Here is a 15,077-nt window from a genome sequence, read left to right on the forward strand (position 1 = left end):
TATTAGCTCCGGTTTCCCGGAGTTATCCCCAACTATAGGGCAGGTTGCCCACGTGTTACTCACCCGTCCGCCGCTAACCTTTAGGAGCAAGCTCCTTAAGGTCCGCTCGACTTGCATGTATTAGGCACGCCGCCAGCGTTCGTCCTGAGCCAGGATCAAACTCTCCATAAAAGAGAACTTGATAAAGCTCAAATTCTTTGCTGGCATCAATTATGATGTCCAAATTTTGTTTCTCAACTTAATGAGAAACTTTATTTCATTAACGTTTTGTTGTTCAGTTTTCAAAGTTCATTTCGTCGCCCTCTCAGAAGCAACTTTTATATAATATCATTTGTTTATCACTTCGTCAACAACTTTTTAAAATATTTCACTGTTTCGAGCGACAACTTTTAAATCATAACACCCCGACAACATTCTGTCAACAATGTTTTAGTTGATAATTTCAATCGCGTTTTAGCGACGTCTATTAATTTACCACTTTTACTTTATTAAAGCAAGTACTTTTTAGTAAGAGGTTACTTTTTTCATACAAAACATATTAAACACAAGCTATACCTTCTCAATAAATAGCTAAATATAAAAAGAATCGACTATGCAAAATGGCACGTCGACTCCTTTTATTATTCATTCAAGCTTAATCACGATGGCGCATTGTTGGGAACAGTAAGATGTCACGGATTGATTGTGCATTAGTTAATAGCATTACTAAGCGGTCAATACCGATTCCTAGACCACCCGTTGGAGGCATACCGTATTCTAATGCTTCAATGAAGTCGTTATCCATGTCGTGCGCTTCGTCATTGCCTGCCTCTTTTTCAGCAAGTTGCGCTTCGAAACGTTCTCTTTGATCGATTGGATCATTTAATTCTGTAAATGCGTTTGCGTGTTCGCGACGAACGATAAATAATTCAAAGCGATCTGTGAAACGCTCATCTTCTGGATTTTTCTTCGCAAGTGGTGAGATTTCCACTGGGTGACCAAACACAAATGTTGGTTGAACTAGTGTTTCTTCTACCTTTTGCTCGAAGAATTCATTAATGATATGTCCTACTTCATGAGCATCTTTAATTTCAACGCCATGCTCTTTTGCTAATTCTCTTGCTTGCTCTTTTGTCATTGGTTGCCAGAAGTCTACACCTGTTGCTTCTTTAACGGCATCTACCATGTGTACTCGTTTCCAGCCTGGTGCTAGATTAATTTGATCTTCACCATATTGAACTGTTGTTGTGCCAAGTACTTCTTGTGCAACATGAGAAATTAAGTTTTCTGTTAGCTCCATAATGTCACGGTAATCTGCATATGCTTCATATAATTCGATCATCGTAAACTCTGGATTGTGGCGTGTTGAAATTCCTTCATTACGGAATACACGACCAATTTCATATACTTTTTCAAGACCACCGACGATTAATCGTTTTAAATGTAATTCAATCGCGATACGCATATATAATTGCATATCTAATGCGTTGTGATGTGTAATAAACGGACGCGCCGCTGCACCTCCAGCGATTGTGTGTAGCATTGGTGTTTCCACTTCTAAATAGCCATTATTATCTAGATAGTTACGAATGGCACGAATGATTTTAGAACGTGTAATGAATGTCGCTTTACTTTCTGCGTTTGTCATTAGGTCTAAGTAGCGTTGACGGTAACGTTGTTCAACATCTTGTAAACCATGGAACTTTTCAGGCATCGGGCGAAGAGATTTTGTTAGGAACGTGAATTCTTCTGCTTTAACAGACAATTCCCCAACGTTCGTTAAAAATACATTCCCACGAATCCCTACGATGTCTCCTAGATCTGCACGATTAAATAATTCGTATGCTTCATCACCTACATGATCTTTACGAACGTAAACTTGAATTTGGCCACCTAAATCTTGAATGTGCGCAAATCCAGCTTTCCCCTTTCCGCGCTTTGTCATGATACGGCCAGCAATTACAACTTCTTTTGGAGATTCTTCTAATTGTTCTTTTGTGAATTCGCCATATTGTTCACGAACTTCTGTAGATAAGTGCGTGCGTTCGAAGCGGCTACCGAATGGATCAAGACCACTTTCACGAATATCTGTCATCTTTTGGCGTCTCACCAAAAGTTGGTCGTTTAATTCTTCAATGTTTGACACGTGTTTCACTCCTTAATTTATATGTTCCGCTATTTGTGCAGTTCATTTGTCCATAATGTACCTATTGTACACAATTTCTGCCTTCTCTTCATCTCTTTCAATTGAAATTCAATGGTTTTGAAAAAGTTTTATAATTCAGAAATTAGTTTTCACTCCACAATTATTGCCATGTTTGTACTAAAAATATGCTTTCTATCCCATATTGAAGGGTAGGAAGGGGAAGATATATGTATCGTAAAGTAGAGGATTTTATTAACGATTGGAATCACAACTGTGCTGGAACACTATCAATCTTTGAAGCTATTACAGAGGAGAAAAAGTATCAAGCCATTGTAGTGGGACACAGTACTTTAGAGTGGCTAAGTTGGCATTTAACAACTGCTCCAGCTTATTTCTGTGAATTAATCGGGCTATCACTTAACCTTGAACTCGATAAAGCAAGTACCCCTCCATCTATTAAAGAGATCATTGATAACTATCGAATGATGAAAGAAACCGTAACGACGACTGTAAAAGAACAATTTACAGATGATACTCTATCAAACAACATTGATATGCATGGTCAATCAACTGCAGTAGGAGCCGTATTACGGTTAATGGTGGATCATCAAACGCATCACCACGCGCAAATGCAAGTATTACTTCGCCAAGCAGGATTAGCTATTCCTGGTGTCATGGGGTCAACGAAAGAAGCGAGCAGATAGAAACATTACATGAATTTAAAAGGCATCCTCTATCAAAGAAGATAGAAAGATGCCTCTAATTTTTATATCGCTTCAACTTGTGAATGTTCACGATCCTCTAATTGTTCTGTTACATTATTTAGAAGTGCACGTAATTCACTCGCCGTTTCAGCTTGATTAATCGCGTTACGAACTATGCCATTTCCGCGGATGCCTTTTAAGTACCAAGAAGCATGTTTACGCATTTCACGAACGGCCACGCTTTCCCCTTTTAATTGCATTAAACGTTCAAAGTGGAGTAAGCAAACGTCCATTTTTTCACGCACTGAAGGTTCTCGTTTTAATTCGCCTGTTTCTAAATACTGCACTGTACGATAAATCATCCACGGGTTGCCTAAAGCTGCACGTCCAATCATGACCGCATCTACACCTGTTTCTTCGATCATCCGTTTTGCGTCTTGTGGCGTTTCAACATCCCCGTTCCCAATGAATGGGATGCTAATGTTTTTCTTTACTTCTTTTAAAACACCCCAATTTGCTTTTCCTTCGTACATTTGAACGCGTGTACGTCCGTGCATAGCAATAGCAGCTGCTCCTGCACGTTCAGCCGCCTGCGCATTCTCCACTGCAAAAATGTGTTCCTCATCCCAACCAATACGCATTTTTACACTCACCGGTTTATCAACGGCATCCACTACTGCCGAAACCATCTCGTAAATTTTGTTTGGGTCGAGTAACCATTTTGCGCCTGCTTCACATTTAATAATTTTGTTTACAGGGCAACCCATATTAATGTCGATAATATCTGCATTTGTATTTTTGTCTACATATTTTGCTGCTTCGACTAATGTTTCTTTATCTCCACCAAAGATTTGTAGTGAAAGTGGATTTTCGCGCTCGTCGATATATAACAAATCTAATGTTTTTTGATTACGTTGGATTAATCCTTTATCACTAATCATTTCCGCATAGACTAAACCTGCTCCGAATTCCTTTACAGTTAATCGGAAAGCCGAGTTACATACACCTGCCATTGGTGCTAATACAACGCGATTGTCCAAGACGATATCACCTATTTGAAACGGTTGTTCAAAAGTCACTTCATTTCCTCCTTCACACTTGCTCTATTCTATCTAAACCCGTGGGCAAAATTAAAATTCTAAAAACCCTTCAACACTTTTTATATCTTTCCACTTTTTAATACCTTCCCGTTCAAGATCCATTTCTATAAGCTTTTGTTGCGCTTTTAATAAATGGTCTTGTAAAGGTGAGTTAGCAATTTCTAAAAGTGGCACTAAAACGAATGCTCTGTCAAACATTCGAGGGTGAGGAACAATTAAGTTCTCCGTTTCAATATTCTCGTGATTATAGAGCAAAATGTCAAGGTCTATAATTCGTGGACCCCAGCGAAATTCACGAACACGCCCTAATTCATTTTCAATCGATTGACATAGTTCAAGGGTTTTTAAAGGCGACTTTGATGTTTTGATATATAAAGCAATATTTAAAAATGAAGGTTGATTAACAAATCCAACAGGAGCAGTTTCATAGATTGAGGATACTGCCTCCACAACAACATCTTCTTTTGTCTGTAGCATTGTTACAGCTTGTTTTAAATTTTGTTCTCGTTCCCCAATATTTGTACCTAATGATAAATAAACATTATTCATAAAAACGCCCTCTTACTATTTCAACTGCAACTTCTTTATAGTGCCCTGGAATTGGCGGATCGGGTTTAATTACTTCTACGCGGCACCCGAAGACTTGTCCTTCATATAGAGTTGAAATTCGAGTTGCGATTGTTTCTGCAACGGCCTCGATTAGTTTAAAAGGCTTACCTTCTATAATCTCTTTGCAAATATCATAGACCCCTACATAACTAACTGTATCATTTAGGTCATCTGTATTACCTGCTTTTTGAATATCTACAGCTAAAGAAACCGATGCTCGAAATCGTTGCCCAAGCACTGTTTCTTCTTTTAAAACCCCATGATATCCAAAAAACTGCATGTCTCTTAAATGTATATAATCCATTGTTTACTCCTTACCTAATGTCGTGATGGTAGTTCTTCATTTACGATAAATTTCCCCATTAAGGCGTCCATCATTTTCACCGTACGCGCTACTTCTTTTACATCATGTACACGCATAATATGACAGCCTTTCATAGCCCCAAAAGCACATGTGGCTGCTGTTCCTTCCACTCGTTCGTCTAAAGGGACATTTAAAATCGTACCAATCATCCGTTTACGAGATGTAGCAAGTAGTACGGGGTAGCCTATATCCACAAGCTCATCTAAGCGTTGCATTGTTTCGATACTTTGTTGAAGATTTTTTACAAACCCTATTCCTGGATCTAAGATGATATGTTCATCGGGTACGCCCGCATTTTTTACAATGGCGATACTTTCTTGTAAATCCGCCATATAATCCTCGAAGTAGTTTGTGTAAGGCTTCTCCACCCGATTATGCATCAAAATAATTGGCACGTTAAAATCAGCTGCTACTCTCGCTATTTCAGGATCTGCTTTTGCCCCCCATATATCATTAATCATATGGGCCCCTGCTTCAATTGCAGCTTTTGCCACAGCAGATTTATACGTATCAATGGAGATAATCACTTGTACTTCCTCTAAAATCGCTTTAATCACAGGCACAACCCGACTAATTTCTTCCTCGTCGGAAATACGTGTATAACCTGGTCGTGTAGATTCTCCACCAATATCAATGATTTTCGCACCATTTGCCACCATTTCCTTTGCATGACGAACAGCACCTTCAAGGGAATCATACTTTCCACCATCCGAAAAGGAATCGGGCGTTACATTTAAAATCCCCATAATAAATGTCTCTTTTGTATAGTCTAGTTCTATATTATTCATGACTAAAGGTGTCGGATATTTCGTTAGCATAGCTTAGCCTCTTTTCATTGTTTGAATAATCTCCTCTATGTATGCGTGATGAAGACGTTGATACACCGGCCCACTTTCCCCTAGAAATTTTGTTCTTCCTATCTTAGAAATTGGAACAAGTTCTTCAATGGAGTTGGTAACAAAACATTCATACGCGTTTTCTACATCACTTTTAATAAATATATCTTCCACTACCGGAATGCCAAATTGTTGTGCTGCATGAATAACCCATTGCCTTGTAATACCTGGTACAATTCCTGCTACAAGGGACGGTGTATAAAGTATACCATCTCGAACCCAAAATATATTTGATTTCACTCCTTCAGCAACGAGTCCTTTCGATGTAAGGAAAAATCCTTCTGTTGTATCGAGGTTGTCTATTTCAAAGCGAGCAAGTATATTGTTACCGAAGTGGTGGGATTTAAAGCGTGTATGTTGCTCTGGGGTATTTCGTCTCGTTTTTAGCCAAATTGCTTTCTTTTCCGTTCCCCGTTTTCTTAAAGGTAGTGCCTCTTGAAAAAGAATTACATTTGGATTTTTGTATTGTAATGGAAATGAATCCATAGCCGTTCCAGCTGAAACATTTAAACGGAACACACTATCCTTATTAGATCCTCGCTTTAATAATTCAAAAATGGCATTTTCAATACTTTTTATTGTATACGGCATCGAAATTCGATAATGGTTTAATGAACTACAGAGTCGGTTAAAATGTTCTTCCAATAAAATCGCTCGACCTTGATACGTTCGAAATACTTCAAAAAACCCTAAACCATATAAAAACCCATGATCAAAAGGTGAAATGTGGACATCTCTTTCATCAATAACTTTTCCATTAACCCAACAATACATCAACGAAACCCCTCTCTAAAAGAAAATGGATTTTACATGAAGATAGCATAATTATTCGGGCCCAAACAAATGATATTAAAAAATTTCACATAAAAAATCGACACTACCTTCTAAAAGGTAATGCCGATGATGCTTAAAGATTAGTCTTCAAAGTTGTATAGCGCTGTTGATAAATAACGTTCACCGTTTGATGGAACAACTGCTAAAACGTTTGATCCTTTACCAAGACGTTTTGCTGTTTCGATTGCTGCGTGAATTGCTGCACCAGAAGAAATACCTACTAAAATCCCTTCTTCTTGACCAGTTTTACGCGCAACTTCAAATGCCGTTTCGTTTTCAACTTGGAATACTGAGTTGTAGATTTCAGTGTTTAATACACCTGGTACGAAACCTGCACCAATACCTTGGATTTTGTGTGAACCAGGGTTACCACCAGAAAGTACTGGAGAATCTTTTGGTTCTACTGCGATAATTTCGATTTCAGGATATTTTTGACGTAATACTTCACCAGCACCTGTAATTGTACCACCAGTACCAATACCCGCTACAAATGCATCTAATTTAACACCTTCAAATGCTTCAACGATTTCCGGACCTGTTGTTAGACGGTGTACCTCTGCGTTTGCTTGGTTTTCAAATTGTTGTGGTAAGAAGTAGCCATTTTCTTCAGCTAAACTTTTCGCTTTGGCAATAGCACCTTTCATACCCTCTGGACCAGGTGTTAATACTAATTCTGCACCATATGCACGAAGTAATTTACGACGTTCGATACTCATTGTTTCTGGCATTACTAAGATTGCACGGTAGCCTTTCGCAGCAGCGATCATCGCTAAGCCAATACCTGTGTTACCAGAAGTTGGTTCGATGATTGTGCCACCTGCTTGTAGTTTACCTTCTTTTTCTGCAGCTTCGATCATTGCAAGGGCGATACGGTCTTTTACAGAACTACCTGGGTTGAAGAATTCTAACTTCACCCATACTGTGCCTTCGTTTTCTGAAGTTGCATGATTTAATTTTACGATCGGTGTACGGCCTACTAATTCTGTAATTGAATTTGCTAATTTACTCATAATTTCATCCCTCTCCCTTAATTCCCTACTATATTGATAGGTTTTACCTATTTAGTATATTACCAACAATTGCCCGTTGCGTCAATGCGTAGATCTAAATATTAAGAATTTTTAATATTAATGGCTGTTTTGGGATTCACCGTAAAACCAAGTGGCATCAAATTCTTTCCAAAAGGCTTCTGGTGAAATAGAAGCAGGTAATTGTTCCATCGCTAATACCCTTTCAATATGATCCTTTACGTCTTCATATGTAAAGGATTTGCCTTCATTTACTTCCTCTACTTTAAGTATGCCATAACGCCCATCACTCATTACAAAGGGATTACTAATCTCATTTGCTTTTAAGCCTTTCACCGCTTTTTGAATACTTTGGTCAATATTCGCTTGATCTGTTGTAATATACCCTATCGATCCTCCAAGGCTTGCCGATGAGGCATCAAGGGATCGTTCCCTTGCCAGTACGGAGAAATCCGAACCATCGTTTAACTCCTTTTGAACACTTTCTGCTGCTTCTTTCGATTCCGTAATAATTATGCTTGTACGATATGTAGTCGGAATATTAAAGAGTGATTGATTATCCTCGTAATACTGAGCAACTTCTTCAATATCTATTAATATATCTTTTGTTAAAACTTTTTCTAAAATCAATTGGGCAGTCACTTTTTCGCGAAGTTGTTCGTCTGTTAACTGTTGAATTGTCGTATCGGTTGTATCTTGCGCCGATCGGATTAAGGCAATTTCAAGATCAACTTCTTTATCCGATACTTCAATATTATTTTTCTTTGCAGCCTTTTTCATAACCGCTTCATTCACTAATGTTTGCAATGTTTCTTTTCCGTAACGGCTTTCCATCGCTGCCATCCATTGTTGCTTTGTGATTTCCTCTGTATCAACGGTAGCGACAATTTCGCCGCCACCATTGTCTTTATCCCCATCTGGCCAAAGCCAAAGAATAAACCAGAGAATATTACCGGTAAAAAGAATTGCTATTAAAGTTAATACAGGTTTTGTTTTTAATCTTCTTTGAGACAGTGGCGTTTTGTTCGTTGATTGATTTTGATAATTACTGTGCTTGGATTTCATCGATGAAACCTTTTAACTCTTGTTTATCGAAATTGTATTTTTCTAAGCAGAAATGACACTCCGCTTCTGCACCGCCGTCTTCATCGATCATTTCTTGAATTTCTTGCGCTCCTAGACTTACAATTGCTGCACCAAAACGCTCTTTAGAACATTGACACTTAAATTCAATTGGCATTGAGTTTAAGATTTGGACATTCCCTGCCCCAAGTACTGCTTCCAAAATTTCTTCTGGCGTTAAACCTTTTTCAATCATTTTTGATACAGGTTCGATTGTTTTTAAATGTTGCTCAATTTCAGAAATTGTTTCTTCATCACAGCCAGGCATAAGTTGCAGAATAAATCCACCTGAAGCTAACACCGTATTATCTGGATTTACTAATACACCTAAACCAACCGAAGAAGGTACTTGCTCGGAAACAGCAAAGTAATATGTAAAGTCTTCAGCAATTTCCCCGGAAACGATTGGCGTTTGACCAGAGAACATATCACGTAATCCCAAATCCTTAACGATCGTAATAGCGCCTTCTGTTCCAACTGCACGTCGAACATCTAGTTTCCCAGCATTATTTAATTCAAAATGCACTTGAGGATTCGTTACAAAGCCACGCACTTCCCCTTTTGCATTAGAGTCGACAATAATGGGACCAATTGGACCGTTTCCTTCAATTTTTATAGTTAGTTTATCTTCACCTTTTAGCATTGAACCCATAATAACGCCCGCTGTAATAGAACGCCCTAAAGCGGCAGTTGTTGTTGGCCACGTATTATGACGGCGTTGTGCCTCTCCAACCGTTTCAGTAGTTCGCGCTGCAAAAGCACGTACATTCCCATTAAATCCTAAACCTCTTACTAAATAATCACTCATGTTGTATATTTCCTCATTTCATATTGATTTTTATTAGAAAAGCGGAAGGCGTTCGCCAGCTGTAAAAAGCGTAAGACGTTCATTCAACCGACACCTGAAGCTAGCCCACTATTCATTCTTTCTTATTCAATTTATAGATGACATATAGTCCTTTTAATGTAAGAAGTGGATCCACTATATCAATCATCGTTGTTTCACTGGAAATTAAATTTGCTAAATCTCCTGTTGCAATAACGAAAGGATCTTCCTTCATTAATTCTTTCATTCTGCTGACAATCCCTTCAACTTGCCCAACAAATCCATATACTACACCCGATTGCATAGCAGAAATGGTGTTTTTCCCTATAATATTTGTTGGTCGATTGATTTCGATGCGAGGTAATTTTGATGCTTTGGCAAAAAGTGCTTCTGTGGAAATTGCAATCCCAGGCGCAATTGCCCCACCCATGTAATCGCCTTTTTCATTTATATAACAATAGGTAGTCGCAGTACCGAAATCTACAATAACGAGTGGCTTTCCTTTATATTCAGCAAGGGCCGCGACTGCATTCACAATACGATCTGCCCCAACTTCTCTAGGATTTTCATACTTGATGTTTAATCCAGTTTTTACACCTGGCCCAACAATCATCGGTTTTACTTGAAAGTATTTTCGGCACATTTCATCTAATGCATACATAATTGGTGGTACAACGGAGGAGATAATTATTCCCTTCACTTGGTCAAAGGCAATGTCTACGTGTGAAAAGAATCCTTTTAATTGCATTGCATATTCATCTTCTGTTTTATTTGGATTTGTCTCTATTCGAAAGTGATATGCTAATTTGTCATTATTATATATCCCTATAGCAATTTTTGAGTTTGCAACATTAAGTACAAGAATCATTCCTACACATCCATTTCTTAGTAAAGCAGAACCTGATCGAACAGTAAAAACCTATACTATATCTTAAAAAATAATACCATACTAATGGATTTAGAATACAGTAGCAGCTCTTACAATAGCGTGGTCTAAATGGTTGGAATGTTCATTATACTTGTCGCTTATTCCAATCTAGCTAGACACACTTTTTAACAAACATTTCAGAAATAGTTCATTTAAAATCGTTTTTCCCTAAGCTGCTTTTGATCTAAAAATAAAAAACACTGAATGAGTTGTAGTTAGCATACTCATTCAGCGCATTTTCAATCATTATTTATCGCGATCTTCTTGAATCCCGTTACGAGGTTGTGAAGAATCGCTTTCTTTTGGTAAGTCACGAGTCGTCGGATCTTGTGCATTTCCAACGATTTGTTGTTCTAACGTTGTTGAGCCCGAAGTTTCAACCGCTACACTTTGTGATTCCTTTGAATCTTGAGCTGGTTTTGTTTCGATAATCACTTGTTCGTTATCTTCAACTTTTGAATAATCCACACGTTCTGGAAGTTTACCATGATCTCTTAAGTGCTCAATTTGCTGAGCATCTAAAGTTTCGACTTGTAGTAACGTTTCAGCAATTAAAGTTAATAAATTGCGTTTTTCCGTTAAAATTTTCTTAGTACGTTCATATTGATCTACAATAATGGATTGCATCTCTTTATCAATTTCATAAGCAATTGAATCTGAGTAGTTTTGCTCTGAGTTAAAGTCACGGCCTAAGAATACGTTACCGCCTTGGCTTGAACCAAATTGCATTGGTCCTAACTTATCACTCATACCATATTCTGTAACCATCGAACGTGCAATTCCTGTAGCACGTTGGAAGTCATTGTGAGCTCCTGTGGATACTTCTCCAAATATAATATCCTCTGCAACTCGACCACCAAGTAACCCAGCAATCTTATCAAGTAATTCAGGTTTTGTCATAAAGTAACGATCTTCTTTTGGAAGCATTACCGCATAACCACCTGCTTGACCGCGTGGCACGATTGTTACTTTGTGTACCTTTTCAGCTTGGTCTAAAGTTAAACCAACAACTACGTGACCCGCCTCATGGAACGCTACAATTTTCCGCTCTTTTTCTGATATCACACGACTTGTTTTAGCAGGACCCGCAATTACACGGTCTGTTGCTTCATCAATATCCGTCATATCAATTTTTCGTTTATTACGACGTGTTGCAACAAGTGCAGCTTCGTTTAATAAGTTTTCTAAATCAGCACCAGAAAAACCTGGTGTACGGGATGCGATTGCTTTTAAGTCTACATCATCACGTAATGGTTTGTTACGAGCGTGTACCTTTAAGATCGCTTCACGTCCTTTAACATCTGGACGACCAACTGTGATTTGACGGTCAAAACGTCCTGGACGAAGTAATGCTGGGTCAAGAATATCTGGTCGGTTTGTTGCAGCGATAATGATAATACCTTCATTCACACCAAAACCGTCCATTTCAACTAGTAATTGGTTTAATGTTTGTTCACGCTCATCGTGACCGCCACCAAGACCAGCACCACGTTGACGACCAACTGCATCAATTTCATCAATAAAGATAATACATGGAGCATTTTTCTTCGCATTTTCGAATAAGTCACGCACACGACTCGCACCGACACCGACGAACATTTCTACGAAGTCAGATCCCGAAATCGAGAAGAATGGTACGCCTGCCTCACCGGCTACTGCACGTGCAAGTAAAGTTTTACCTGTCCCCGGAGGACCTACAAGTAAGATCCCCTTTGGAATACGAGCACCCATATCTGAAAATTTACGATGATCTTTTAGGAAATCTACTACTTCAACGAGCTCTTGTTTCTCTTCGTCTGCACCAGCAACATCATTAAAGCGAACTTTTTTCTTTTCTTGATCGTATAACTTCGCTTTACTTTTACCGAAGTTCATCACTTTATTACCTCCACCTTGAGATTGACTCAATAGGAAGAAGAATAAAATGATAATAATGATAAATGGAATGATCCCCGTGAAGAATTGAACCCAACCACTCGTTTCAGGTGCCCTTAAAATTCTAATTTCAGGGTTAGTTTTAGCGGCATCTGTCAATTTAGCCATTAATGCTTGATTGTTGTCTAGAAGGTTTACAGTAAAAGTTTTACCTTCTTCATAGCCCTTCAATGCACCTTCTACTACTAGTACATTTGCATCAGGTTGAATAGTTGCATATTCAATTTCACCTGTATCTAATGCATTTAAAAACTGATTATAGGTTAACTCTTCTGAAGGTGTATTACCCCCATTAAAAGTACCGAAAATACCGATAATCACGAGAAAAATTAATAAATAAAATATGGTGTATCGAAATATTCGATTCATCCCCAGCCTCCTCACAACGTAACAGAAAAACTATAAGTAAAATCTTAACATATCCTGATTTTAAGATACAACGAAAAGCACCGGTAAAATTTGTAGATTCCCCATTTTGTTAAAATGCCTACAAATATTCAAAATTAGAAGGAATAAACTTCTCTTTTTAGGATGCCGATGTACGGTAAGTTACGATATTTTTCTGCGTAATCTAATCCGTAACCGACTACAAAGCCATCTGGCACTTCAAACCCAACGATATCCGCTTTTAAGTCTACTTTTCGACCAGATGGTTTATCTAAAAGCGTTACGATTTTAATCGATTTTGCCTTACGATATTTAAATAAATCTACTAAATAGCTCAATGTTAAGCCGCTGTCGATAATATCTTCAATGATGATAACATCGCGACCTTCAACACTAGTATTTAAATCTTTTAAAATCTTGACTTCACCTGAAGAAACAGTCGCGTTCCCATAGCTAGAAACGTCCATAAAGTCAATTTCAATATATGATTCAAAACGTTTCATTAAATCAGTCATAAATGGCATCGCACCTTTTAAGACCCCTACTGCAAGCGGAAATTGATTTTTATATTCTTCTGTTAATTTTGCACCTAGCTCTGCAATTCTTTCCTGGATTTGTTCTTCTGAGATCATAATTTTTTCAATATCATTTTGAATCATAAGTTGTTCCTCCTTGGTTGTTACCAACACAATTCTTTCTTTATATATTTCTTTTTACCTTAATAAAATTTGTTCATCTCTTCAAATGTTTAATCGTTTTTTAGTTCATTTTTAAGAAAAAATTTTAACCTTACTAGCATTCCTTATCAATAATCATGACCAAGTCGTCAGTTAGCCTTTTAATTTTAGAAAAATCTTTATTAACTCTTATACCAATTAGAGCTAGGATTTCTTCTTTTGCATCAACTAATACAGGCCACGTGTCACGTTCATGAATTGGAATTTTTTCATCGATGAAAATCCGTGATAATCTTTTTTGGGCATCCATCCCTTTTAATGAAATTCGATCACCATCTTTACGGGCTCTAATACGAAGTGGTGGCGTAAAATTTTGTGAATTAAAATAAAACAGATTTGAAGAGGATTGATTTTCAAGAGCTAAATTATTTGAGGCTTCTCCTATGTATAATCGAGCGCCTTGCAGCTTGGTCCATTTATTTATAGGAACTTCAGCTTCTAACAATGCTTCTGAATTGGTTTCGTACTTTTCGAACACCACTTCATGATACTGTTGCTTTGCAATAAAACCATTTGGTAAATGAATTACCGCACTTCCTTCATCATTTTTACACAAATTGAGGAGAGAGGAAGTTAGAGTCCAACTATGGACATTATTAGAATTATTGTAAATATAGTTTAATAGTATTAAAATGATTCTTCTTTGTAAAGCGGCTGCTTCATTTTGGAACAAAGGAATTTTTAGTACGAAAGAGTTATTATTATTTTTCGATACTATATGAGGAAAACGTTCTTCTGCAATAGTATTTAATACGTCATCATCCTGTTGCAGATTTTTGGCAAATACTACTGCATGAGCTGAAACATTATTATTTTCTTTTTTTAAATGGGGAACAATATGGTGTCTAAAACGATTACGTGTATAATCGTCTTTTTGATTACTGGCATCTTCTCGATAAGAACCACCCATTTCAACTAAGTATTCCTTAATCTCTTCTTTTGTTACCATCAAAAATGGGCGAATTAATGTACCATTTGCAAAATTCCGCTTCGCATACATCCCCTTCATTCCATTTATCGAACCCGACTTCGTTAACGCCATGATTATCGATTCTAATTGATCATCGGCATGGTGAGCGGTTACTAATTTGTTAATCTGATTTTTCTCCATGATTTCACTAAAAAAAGCATAGCGTTCTCTTCTACAAATTGCTTGGGAGTTTCCGCCTTCTTTTTGGATCAAATTAGGTATAGGAATGGACGTGCTAAAAACGGGGACATTATTTTTCTCACAGAAGCTCTCTACGAAATGACGGTCCTCTTCAGATATTCTCCCTCTAAGCATATGGTCGACATGGGTCACAAATAATTGAATTTTAAAATTATATTGAAATTTTATAAAAAAGTGTAATAATGCCATCGAGTCCATACCACCAGAACAAGCTATAAGAAGACGGTCTCCTGGTTCCACTAGTTTTTCATCTAAAATAAATTGTTGTACGTTTGCTTCAAATGAAACCATCTTCTCACCTCTAATCAATA

General features: G+C 37.6%; 14 protein-coding genes and 1 rRNA gene. 1 reads left to right on the forward strand and 14 read right to left on the reverse strand.

Annotated features, from left to right (window positions below; translation table 11 throughout):
- Positions 1-171: ribosomal RNA gene (locus tag EK386_RS15645) — 16S ribosomal RNA — on the reverse strand; the annotation flags it as partial.
- A gap of 463 nt (positions 172-634) precedes the next feature.
- The gene (gene lysS, locus EK386_RS15650) at positions 635-2,134 is read right to left on the reverse strand and encodes a lysine--tRNA ligase (RefSeq protein ID WP_179966050.1); all 1,500 of its coding nucleotides are present in this window, start codon (positions 2,132-2,134) and stop codon (positions 635-637) included.
- Positions 2,135-2,352: 218 nt separating this feature from the next.
- Between lysS and EK386_RS15655 the strand changes: the two genes are divergently transcribed.
- Positions 2,353-2,829: a DinB family protein gene (locus EK386_RS15655; protein ID WP_126660121.1), complete on the forward strand. Its 477-nt coding sequence runs from the start codon at positions 2,353-2,355 to the stop codon at positions 2,827-2,829.
- A 62-nt stretch (positions 2,830-2,891) separates the two neighbouring features.
- Here the strand turns inward: EK386_RS15655 and dusB are convergent, their stop codons facing one another.
- From dusB to tilS, 12 genes are all read right to left on the reverse strand, one after another.
- Positions 2,892-3,908, reverse strand: coding sequence for a tRNA dihydrouridine synthase DusB (gene dusB, locus EK386_RS15660; protein ID WP_126660122.1), 1,017 nt, complete (start codon positions 3,906-3,908; stop codon positions 2,892-2,894).
- 51 nt (positions 3,909-3,959) lie between these two features.
- Positions 3,960-4,478, reverse strand: coding sequence for a 2-amino-4-hydroxy-6-hydroxymethyldihydropteridine diphosphokinase (gene folK / locus EK386_RS15665; protein ID WP_126660123.1), 519 nt, complete (start codon positions 4,476-4,478; stop codon positions 3,960-3,962).
- Positions 4,471-4,842, reverse strand: a complete 372-nt coding sequence (gene folB / locus EK386_RS15670; RefSeq protein ID WP_126660124.1) for a dihydroneopterin aldolase — start codon at positions 4,840-4,842, stop codon at positions 4,471-4,473. The genes folK and folB overlap by 8 nt, the downstream gene beginning before the upstream one ends.
- A gap of 14 nt (positions 4,843-4,856) precedes the next feature.
- Positions 4,857-5,720 (reverse strand): dihydropteroate synthase, encoded by an 864-nt coding sequence (gene folP / locus EK386_RS15675; RefSeq protein ID WP_126660125.1) that lies wholly within the window; start codon positions 5,718-5,720, stop codon positions 4,857-4,859.
- 3 nt (positions 5,721-5,723) lie between these two features.
- Positions 5,724-6,572 carry an aminotransferase class IV gene (locus EK386_RS15680; RefSeq protein ID WP_126660126.1) on the reverse strand — a complete coding sequence of 283 codons (849 nt, stop codon included), beginning with the start codon at positions 6,570-6,572 and terminating at the stop codon, positions 5,724-5,726.
- Positions 6,573-6,712: 140 nt separating this feature from the next.
- On the reverse strand, positions 6,713-7,642 hold the full coding sequence (gene cysK, locus EK386_RS15685; protein ID WP_126660127.1) for a cysteine synthase A: 930 nt from the start codon (positions 7,640-7,642) through the stop codon (positions 6,713-6,715).
- A 117-nt stretch (positions 7,643-7,759) separates the two neighbouring features.
- On the reverse strand, positions 7,760-8,725 hold the full coding sequence (locus tag EK386_RS15690; protein WP_126660128.1) for a peptidyl-prolyl cis-trans isomerase: 966 nt from the start codon (positions 8,723-8,725) through the stop codon (positions 7,760-7,762).
- On the reverse strand, positions 8,706-9,590 hold the full coding sequence (gene hslO / locus EK386_RS15695) for an Hsp33 family molecular chaperone HslO (RefSeq protein WP_126660129.1): 885 nt from the start codon (positions 9,588-9,590) through the stop codon (positions 8,706-8,708). Before hslO ends, EK386_RS15690 begins: the two co-directional genes overlap by 20 nt.
- Before the next feature lie 112 nt (positions 9,591-9,702).
- Positions 9,703-10,476 carry a type III pantothenate kinase gene (locus EK386_RS15700; RefSeq protein WP_126660130.1) on the reverse strand — a complete coding sequence of 258 codons (774 nt, stop codon included), beginning with the start codon at positions 10,474-10,476 and terminating at the stop codon, positions 9,703-9,705.
- Positions 10,477-10,782: 306 nt separating this feature from the next.
- Complete coding sequence (ftsH, locus tag EK386_RS15705) at positions 10,783-12,840, reverse strand: ATP-dependent zinc metalloprotease FtsH (protein ID WP_126660131.1); 2,058 nt, start codon at positions 12,838-12,840, stop codon at positions 10,783-10,785.
- 134 nt (positions 12,841-12,974) lie between these two features.
- Positions 12,975-13,517 carry a hypoxanthine phosphoribosyltransferase gene (gene hpt, locus EK386_RS15710; RefSeq protein WP_126660132.1) on the reverse strand — a complete coding sequence of 181 codons (543 nt, stop codon included), beginning with the start codon at positions 13,515-13,517 and terminating at the stop codon, positions 12,975-12,977.
- A gap of 133 nt (positions 13,518-13,650) precedes the next feature.
- Positions 13,651-15,057, reverse strand: a complete 1,407-nt coding sequence (tilS, locus tag EK386_RS15715; protein WP_126660133.1) for a tRNA lysidine(34) synthetase TilS — start codon at positions 15,055-15,057, stop codon at positions 13,651-13,653.
- Positions 15,058-15,077: the final 20 nt, after the last annotated feature.

This window comes from Lysinibacillus antri (assembly GCF_003977595.1).
Lineage (GTDB): Bacteria > Bacillota > Bacilli > Bacillales_A > Planococcaceae > Ureibacillus > Ureibacillus antri.

What these genes read in the sequence shown, in the direction of transcription:
- EK386_RS15655 (WP_126660121.1), top strand. Translation starts at nt 2,353, where the DNA reads ATGTATCGTAAAGTAGAGGATTTTATTAACGATTGGAATCACAACTGT.
- folK (WP_126660123.1), bottom strand. Translation starts at nt 4,478, where the DNA reads ATGAATAATGTTTATTTATCATTAGGTACAAATATTGGGGAACGAGAA.
- folB (WP_126660124.1), bottom strand. Translation starts at nt 4,842, where the DNA reads ATGGATTATATACATTTAAGAGACATGCAGTTTTTTGGATATCATGGG.
- folP (WP_126660125.1), bottom strand. Translation starts at nt 5,720, where the DNA reads ATGCTAACGAAATATCCGACACCTTTAGTCATGAATAATATAGAACTA.
- EK386_RS15680 (WP_126660126.1), bottom strand. Translation starts at nt 6,572, where the DNA reads ATGTATTGTTGGGTTAATGGAAAAGTTATTGATGAAAGAGATGTCCAC.
- cysK (WP_126660127.1), bottom strand. Translation starts at nt 7,642, where the DNA reads ATGAGTAAATTAGCAAATTCAATTACAGAATTAGTAGGCCGTACACCG.
- EK386_RS15690 (WP_126660128.1), bottom strand. Translation starts at nt 8,725, where the DNA reads ATGAAATCCAAGCACAGTAATTATCAAAATCAATCAACGAACAAAACG.
- hslO (WP_126660129.1), bottom strand. Translation starts at nt 9,590, where the DNA reads ATGAGTGATTATTTAGTAAGAGGTTTAGGATTTAATGGGAATGTACGT.
- EK386_RS15700 (WP_126660130.1), bottom strand. Translation starts at nt 10,476, where the DNA reads ATGATTCTTGTACTTAATGTTGCAAACTCAAAAATTGCTATAGGGATA.
- ftsH (WP_126660131.1), bottom strand. Translation starts at nt 12,840, where the DNA reads ATGAATCGAATATTTCGATACACCATATTTTATTTATTAATTTTTCTC.
- hpt (WP_126660132.1), bottom strand. Translation starts at nt 13,517, where the DNA reads ATGATTCAAAATGATATTGAAAAAATTATGATCTCAGAAGAACAAATC.
- tilS (WP_126660133.1), bottom strand. Translation starts at nt 15,057, where the DNA reads ATGGTTTCATTTGAAGCAAACGTACAACAATTTATTTTAGATGAAAAA.